This window comes from Symbiopectobacterium sp. (assembly GCF_051710365.1).
GTDB lineage: Bacteria > Pseudomonadota > Gammaproteobacteria > Enterobacterales > Enterobacteriaceae > Symbiopectobacterium.
Genome location: NZ_JBPETA010000399.1, coordinates 1 through 724, shown reverse-complemented (window position 1 = coordinate 724; position 724 = coordinate 1). Strand labels below are relative to the sequence as shown.

Here is a 724-nt window from a genome sequence, read left to right as displayed (position 1 = left end):
CCTTGTTATAGGAGGGCCAGTTAGTGATTTTAAAATTTTGTTTTGCCATGGAGACCTGATTTTGAAACAACTATGGTGATCTGTTCCGATGATTACCCAAACTTTCTATTTATTCAACAAAGCCCGTTCTCACCACAAAGGGCAGGGTGACAAAGATCAACGCCAGCGTAATACCCAAGCTGGTGTAGACAATCTTGAAAGGAAACAGTCCACCAATCAGCCCAATTGGCGCATACAGCGCCGTAAGTGCAATCCCCGCCACCGCAGTGGGCAGCGCAAAAGGCATGTCGATCATGGCATCGATCACTTTGCGCCCCGGAAACTGATAGCGCACCAACACCCAGGCCAGTAAGGTTCCCAGAATGCCATTGACAAAAGCCGCCGCCAGCGCCGTGCCAAAAGAGAGTTGCAGTGAAAACAGCACCTGACGGCTGGTGATCAACGTCCAGAATTGCGTGAGTGTAAGCTGACTGGCGTAGACAAACATGCCCGCCAACGGGATCAACACAATCAAAATCAAGTAACTGAGGCTAAACCCTAAGGTAAGGCCAAAACCAGGAATGACGGGAGAAATGCGTCGTGACATACCAAGCCTTTCTTAGGCTGTGTCCCTTAATTGCTTGAGCTATAGTATCCATCTGTTTCTACGACACTTTGGATTATGGCTCGCTACGATCTTTCTGATGAAGCATGGGCAATCATTGAGCCCTTGTTACCAACCGTT

The 724-nt window shown here is 48.5% G+C and carries 1 pseudogene; it reads right to left on the bottom strand.

What is annotated here, in order from left to right:
* Positions 1 to 124: 124 nt before the first annotated feature.
* Positions 125 to 586, bottom strand: a pseudogene (locus ACTBDZ_RS18290) (ABC transporter permease); the annotation flags it as partial.
* Positions 587 to 724 lie beyond the last annotated feature (138 nt).